Source organism: Pseudomonas sp. NPDC089396, assembly GCF_044749545.1.
GTDB lineage: Bacteria > Pseudomonadota > Gammaproteobacteria > Pseudomonadales > Pseudomonadaceae > Aquipseudomonas.
In genome coordinates, this window is the sequence record NZ_JBIVIC010000003.1 from 499,517 (window position 1) to 506,456 (window position 6,940).

At 62.9% G+C, this 6,940-nt stretch carries 4 protein-coding genes; 3 read left to right on the forward strand and 1 reads right to left on the reverse strand.

The genetic code is table 11. From position 1 onward, the window contains the following. Positions 1-82: 82 nt before the first annotated feature. Positions 83-1,459: an oligosaccharide flippase family protein gene (locus tag ACIPZB_RS08220; RefSeq protein WP_008100525.1), complete on the reverse strand. Its 1,377-nt coding sequence runs from the start codon at positions 1,457-1,459 to the stop codon at positions 83-85. Between the two features lie 100 nt (positions 1,460-1,559). On the opposite strand from ACIPZB_RS08220, the gene ACIPZB_RS08225 reads away from it, so the two are divergent. From ACIPZB_RS08225 to galE, 3 genes are all read left to right on the forward strand, one after another. Beyond that, entirely contained in the window at positions 1,560-3,095 is a 1,536-nt protein-coding gene (locus ACIPZB_RS08225; protein WP_400639755.1) for an O-antigen ligase family protein, read from the forward strand. Beyond that, positions 3,092-5,686 (forward strand): glycosyl hydrolase family 5, encoded by a 2,595-nt coding sequence (locus tag ACIPZB_RS08230; protein ID WP_400639756.1) that lies wholly within the window; start codon positions 3,092-3,094, stop codon positions 5,684-5,686. The genes ACIPZB_RS08225 and ACIPZB_RS08230 overlap by 4 nt, the downstream gene beginning before the upstream one ends. Positions 5,687-5,752: 66 nt before the next feature. Continuing rightward, positions 5,753-6,715 (forward strand): UDP-glucose 4-epimerase GalE, encoded by a 963-nt coding sequence (gene galE, locus ACIPZB_RS08235; protein ID WP_400639757.1) that lies wholly within the window; start codon positions 5,753-5,755, stop codon positions 6,713-6,715. Positions 6,716-6,940 lie beyond the last annotated feature (225 nt).

Consider the following 6,940-nt stretch of genomic DNA (forward strand, 5'->3'; position numbering starts at 1 on the left):
GCCATTTTTTTAAGAATCCTAGTCACTTATCCGCGATGCGCTACCCTGCCCATCGCTCGGGTCAACCTTTTCGTCGGGTCCGCTAGATCCAGTCGAAGAAGCGCACCACCAGCTCGCCGCAGAGGGCGCCTATCAGCACCATCGGCAGCACCATCAGCTCGCGTTTGATATTGAGAATGTCCAGTTTTCGATTGACGTAGACGATCAGCACCAGCGTCGGCAAGGCATGCAGCGCCACCCCCCAGATCGCCAGGCGCGGCCCGCCGATGGCCAGCAACAGGGGCAGCAGCACCCACAGCGAGACCACGCGGATGATGTTGTCCATGGCCTGGTACTTGGTGTGCCCCAAGGCGATCCAGATCTGGTGGGTCAAGGTATAGCGCAGGGTCAGGAACGACAGCGACAGGATCGCCAGCATGGGGCCTGCGTCGGCATAACGTTCGTCGTACATCCAGCTGATCAGCAGCGGGCTGCCCGTGAGGAACACCCCGCAGACGAACAGCATGACCAGGTCGACCAGCAGCTTGAAGCGATCGTACAGGGTGCGCAGGCGGTCTTTGTCGCCGTCGCGGGTCGCCTCGCTGAACGCCGGCAGGGCCACCGCACCGAACAGCTTCATCAGGCCGGTCTGGATGGAGCCGAGGATCAGCACCGCAATCGAATACACGCCCAGTTCCGCCACCGTCATGCTGGCGCCAAACCAGATCCGGTCACCGTACATCGCCAGCACGCCGACCACCGATGACAGCAGGATCCAGCGCCCGAAATTGACCAGTTCGGTCAGCGCAGTGCGGTCCCACTGCAAGCGATTGCCCGGCCCCTGCAAGGCAGTATGGCCAAGTACCGTGCCAGCCAGGGCGGCCACCACGCCCGCCGCGACCAAGGACCAGATGGAGCGGGTGAACCAGCCGATCACCAGCATCACGACCAGACCAATGACCTGCGAAGCCAGGTCGATCAGGACCACGCGCTTCTGTTGGAAGGTTCGCACGGCGACATCCATCTTGGTCGACTGGAACCCCCAGATGACCGCCTGCACGCCGGTTACCGCCAGCACCAGGGGCAGTTCCGGCGCGGCATAGGTGGACGCGGCGGGCCACAGGTTGGCCTGCTGGGCGAACCAGGCCGCCACCGCCAACACCAGCGTCAGGCCGAACAGCACCAGGCCGCGGACAATCTGCACGGTCCAGGCGGTATTGAGGAACAGCGGGTCGTCGCCACGGGGGCTCTGGATGATGTTCTGGCGCAAGCCGACGTCGGAAAGCAGATGCAGGAGCACCGAAACGGTGGTGGCGATGACCATTACCCCGAACATTTCCGGCAGTAACAGACGTGCCATGATCAAGTTGCCACCCAGGCGCATGACCTGTGAGGCCAGCAAAGACACCAGGTTCCATGCCCCGGCACCCATTGCACGCTTGCGCAGACTCCCAGCTGCTGACGCTTCAATCGACGGCATGACTTCAATCTCTGACTGAATGGCTAGAACTCACTATAGTTTCAATTAGCCATGACGCTAGCCGTCGTCCACCGACAGAATTTATAGGTGCCTGTAGCCCATGCCTGAACAATTTCGTGCGCTAGTCGTCATTCTGTTTGTCGCGAGCGTGGTGTTCTTCCTGGCCCGCCGACCGGCCAGCGACCTGATTCCCGACCGCGACTTCAAGCGGCGGCGCAACCTGTGGCTGCTGATTACCCTGCTGGCGTTCTTCTCCTTCAGTTTCTGGGTCTACACCGCGGCGGCCATCGTCACGCTGGTGCTGGCCAGGCGCCGGGAACACAACCCCATGGCGCTGTTCTTCATGCTGGTGTTCGCCATTCCGCCGGCATCGATGAATATCCCCGGGTTTGGCGTGATCAATTACGTGATCGAACTCAACCATATTCGTATCCTCACCCTGTGCGTACTGCTGCCGACGGCGTTGACCCTGAGCAAGCAGAGCGACACGGTGCGCTTCGGCCGGCTCTTGCCAGACAAGCTGCTGACCGCGAGCCTTGTGCTGATGACCTTGATTTACTTGCGCGAAACCACGGTCACCGACACGTTGCGTCAGGCCGTGTCCCTGTATCTCGATGTGTTCCTGCCCTACTACGTCGCCAGCCGCGGGCTCAAGACCGTGCAGGACTTCAAGGACGCCCTGCTCGCGTTCGTCCTCGCCGCGTTCCTTTTGTCCATCATCGCGGTGGCCGAGTTCGCCCGTCACTGGCTGCTGTACAACGGCCTGATCAGCGCCATGGGGATGCAGTGGAGCATGTCCAGCTACCTCAGCCGCGGCGGCTCGCTGCGGGCCAGCGCCACCACCGGCCAGGCGATCGCCCTGGCCTACGTCATCAGCGTGGCGATCGGCATGTACCTGTTCGTGCAAGGCTATGTGCGCAACCGCCTGCAGCGCTACATGGGCGCCCTGCTGCTGGCCGCCGGGCTGGTCGTGCCGTTGTCGCGTGGGCCCTGGATCGGCGCGGGGATAATCGTTGCGGTGTTCATCGCCACCGGCAAAGGCGCCGTCAAGCGCCTGACCCTGCTGGCCTGCGCCGGCCTGCTGGCGTTGCCGCTGCTGACCCTGCTGCCCGGCGGCGAGAAAGTGCTCGACCTGCTGCCGTTCGTCGGCAACCTGGAAAAAGAGAACATCACCTACCGCCAGCGCCTGCTCGACAACGCCTGGATCACCATCCAGCGCAATCCGATGTTTGGCTCGTTCGACTTCCGCAACACCCCTGAGATGCAAACGATGATCCAGGGCGAAGGCATCATCGACATCGTCAACAGCTACATCAGCCTGGCGCTGCGCTTTGGCCTGGTCGGGCTGGCGCTGTTCGTGGCGTTCTTCGCCAGCGTGCTGCTGGCGCTGTACAAAGCCTTGCGGGCGTTTCCCGACAAGGAGGACGAACACCGACGATTGGGCCGAACGTTGCTGGCAACCTTGCTCGGGATTCTGGTCATCATCTTCACCGTCAGCAGCATTACCGTCATCCCGGTGGTGTACTGGTCGGTGGGCGGGCTCAGCGTGGCCTACGTGCAGATGGTGCGCAGGCTCAGGAGCAGTGAATCCACCGTGCTGGGCACTGCCCAGCCCACCAACCAGGTACTTTCATGACAAGGATTGGTCTGCGCCAGAGGGTCAGGGCTTCGCTACTCGTGGGTCTGTTGTCGCTGCCGGCACTCGCCTGGTCCTCGGCATGGACCGTCAGCGTCGACGAACAGAACGGCCTGCCCAGCGTGACCCGCGGTGGCGGCCCGGCCATGCAGGCACGCTTCGATTTCTGGGGGGCCGACTGGAGCTGGACCGGCTTCGGCACGGCGCTGAAGGTCAATGCGCCCTACCGCTATACGCTCAACGGCAAGAACCCGCAGCTGGATTTCGAGTTGGCGGCAGACATCAGCAAGCCGCAGCCACAGACCCTGAGCTGGGCGTTCGACCTGAACGCCCGAAGCCTGCGCCGTGGTGTGATGGGCGGCGGCATGGTGTTCCGCTTCGACCCTGCCCTGTTCAGCGCAGAAATGGGTGAACCGCAGCTGTTGCCCGGCAACCGCGGCTGGTCGTGGGGCAACGCGGCAAGGCGCATCGAGCTGCGTTTCGAACCCGCGCTGGCGAAGGTGTATTTCGAGCGCGGCGACACCTCGGAAATCCGTGCGTTTTTCTACACCGACCCGATCGTGCCCGGCCAACAGCAAGTGAAGGCGGTGCTGAACCTGACCGGCGATATCGAGCTTCGCCCGACCGCGACCGAACGTTTCGGCCTGGCCGACACCACGCGCTGGCCAGACGACCAGTTGGGCTGGCGCACCTCGCCGGTGGACCTGTCCTTTCTCAACGCGGCAGACAAACCCGCCGGCAAACGCGGCTTCGTCAAGGCCGCCGGCGAGCAGCTGCAGTTCGCCGACAACACGCCTGCGCGCTTCTGGGGCACCAACCTCTCGGCCTACGCCCTGTTCAACACCCCCGACGATGAAATCAAGCAACAGGCCAAGCGCCTGTCCGCGCTGGGGTTCAACCTGGTGCGGCTGCATCACCATGACTCGCCCTGGGTCAGCCCGAACATCTTTGGCGACGTCAAAACCCTGCGTGATACCCAGCAGCTGAGCGCGGCATCGCTGAAGAAGATCGACTGGTGGATCAAATGCCTGAAAGACGAAGGCATCTACGTGTGGCTCGACCTGCATGTGGAGCGCATCGTCACCGTCAATGACGGCATCTATGCCTTCGACGAGCTGGCCAAGGGCGAGCAGTACGCCGGGATCAAGGGCTATGCCTATGTGAACGTGGCCATTCAACAGGCGATGAAGCGCTTCGCCGAGCAGTACCTGACCCATGTGAACAGCTTCACCGGCCTGGCCTACAAGGATGACCCGGCGGTTGCCGCCGTGCTCATCACCAATGAAAACGACGTGACCCAGCACTTCGGCAACGCCCTGCTGCCGGACAAGGGCGTGCCCAAGCACAACCAGCTGTTCATGGACCAGGCCAAAGCCTTCGCCGCGCGCGCCGACCTGCCCGCCGACAAGACCTGGCGCGCCTGGGAGCCTGGGCCTGGCAAGCTGTTTCTCAACGAGCTGGAGCATCGCTTCAATGTCGACATGATCGACCACCTGCGCACCCTGGGGGTGAAAGTGCCCATCGTCACCACCAGCACCTGGGGTGGCAACGGCCTTGCCGCGCTGCCGGCACTGACCGCAGGCAACGTGATCGATGCGCACGGCTACGGGGGTATCGGCCAGCTGGAGAAGAACCCGCTGACCAGCGACGGCATGATCAACTGGCTGGGCGCCGCCCAGGTGCTGGGCATGCCGATGACCGTCACCGAATGGAACGCCGAGCCCTTCCCCCTGCCCGACCGCCACTCGCTGCCGCTGTACGTGGCCGGCACCGCAAGCCATCAGGGTTGGGACGCGATCATGCAATATGCCTACAGCCAGCAAGCGTTCATCGAAGGCTGGCGCCGGGCCGACAACTGGAATGCCTACAACGACCCGGCGATGATCGCCACCCTCCCCGCCGCAGCCTTGCTCTACCGCCGCGAAGACGTGCACCCGGCCACCACGCGGTACGTGTTCGCGCCCAGCGCCGAAACCTTGTTCAACCGGGCCATCACACCCGCCAACTCGGTGCTGCTGCGCACCGCCATGGAAAAAGGCCGGCTGCAGATCGCCATGCCGCAAACGCCGCAGCTGCCCTGGTTGCAGGCGGGCGCTCTGCCCAGTGATGCGCAGGTCTTGCGCGACCCTGACCAGTCGCTGCTGGACGCCAATGCCAGCGAGTCGACCAGCGACACCGGCGAGCTCAAGCGCAACTGGCAACAAGGCCTCTACACCATCGACACCCCGCTGACCCAGGCCGCAACCGGCTGGCTCGGCGGCCAGTCGTTGCGCCTTGGCGATATCGCGGTGCAGCTGAAAACCGCCTACGCCAGCGTGGTGGTGCAAAGCCTGGACGCCAAGCCGTTGAACCAGTCGCACAGCCTGCTGATTTCGCTTGGCAGCCGTGCCGTGCCAAGGCCCGATGACATGACCCCGTTCCATGTCGAACCGCTTGAAGGCACCTTGAGCATCCAGGCGCCCAAAGGCCTGAAACTGTATACCCGCCAGGCCGACGGCAGCGAGCAGGCACTGGCTTCGACCTACAAGGATGGGCGCTACCTGATCACCTTCGACGGCCAGCACATGGCCAACTGGCTGTTCTTGAAATAGCCATCTAGAGTCAATTCAGACCTGTATTCCAGGCATTCGACGCTGCGTCTGTTCCAGGAGGATTGGATGAAGTACTTGGTTGTCGGCGGTGCAGGCTATATCGGTTCACACATGGTCAAGCACCTGGTGAACGAGGGGCATGAAGTGGTGGTGGCAGATATCGAGCCACCTGCACCCGATGTCGAATGGGTCGAGCTGGATATCGCCGACGCAGGTGCACTGGACCGGTTGTTCGCCGACTACCACTTCAGCGCGGTGTTTCATTTCGCATCCTTCATCCAGGTGGGCGAGTCGGTCAGCGAGCCCGGCAAGTACTACCAGAACAACGTCGCGGCTACGCTGACCTTGGTTGAGGCCATGGTCCGCGCCGATATCAAGCACCTCGTGTTCTCCTCCAGCGCTGCCGTGTATGGCGACCCGCAGTACGTACCCATCGATGAACAACACCCCAAGGCGCCGATCAATCCGTATGGGCGCAGCAAATGGATGGTGGAGCAGATCCTGGAAGACTTCGACCGGGCGTATGGCTTGAAGTCGGTGTGCCTGCGTTACTTCAATGCGGCGGGGGCTGATCCAGAGGGTTTGCTGGGCGAGCGTCATGAGCCGGAAACCCACTTGATTCCGTTGATCCTGCAGGCAGCCTCTGGGCGGCGTGAGGCGATCACGGTGTTCGGCCATGACTACGACACGCCGGACGGCAGCTGTATCCGCGATTATGTGCACGTCGCCGACCTGGCGTCGGCGCATGCGCTGGCCGTGAAGTACCTGCTGGAGGGTGGCGCCAGTACGGCGTTCAACCTGGGCAATGGGTTGGGGTTTTCGGTGCAGGAAGTGGTCGATACCGCGCGGCGGGTCACAGGCCGGCCGATCACGGTGATCGAAGCGTCACGCCGGGAGGGTGACCCGGCGCGGTTGGTGGCGGATGCCGAGCGGGCGAAACGTGTGCTGGGATGGCAACCACGGTTTGCAATGCTGGAAGAAATTGTCGGTCATGCCTGGAATTGGGAGCGCAAGTTTCCTTGGCAGTGAAGCGCGTGAATTTCGCTTCCACGGATGCATCGCCGAGGATTGGAGCATGATCAGCACTCATGCCTCTCACTGAGCAACCCGCTGCGCTGTTGCGTCTTCCACCAGAAAGATCTGCCGTGGCAACTGGAACCCCCGCAGTCCGAGCAAGGCCAACGGCCCTCCCCCCAGTTCGGTGCGCAGATGCCAGGTCAGGCCAATGCCATCCGGGGCCTTCAACACCACGCG

Excerpts from the sequence above, each read along its gene's own strand:
- ACIPZB_RS08230 (WP_400639756.1), top strand. The coding sequence starts at position 3,092 with ATGACAAGGATTGGTCTGCGCCAGAGGGTCAGGGCTTCGCTACTCGTG.
- ACIPZB_RS08225 (WP_400639755.1), top strand. The coding sequence starts at position 1,560 with ATGCCTGAACAATTTCGTGCGCTAGTCGTCATTCTGTTTGTCGCGAGC.
- galE (WP_400639757.1), top strand. The coding sequence starts at position 5,753 with ATGAAGTACTTGGTTGTCGGCGGTGCAGGCTATATCGGTTCACACATG.
- ACIPZB_RS08220 (WP_008100525.1), bottom strand. The coding sequence starts at position 1,459 with ATGCCGTCGATTGAAGCGTCAGCAGCTGGGAGTCTGCGCAAGCGTGCA.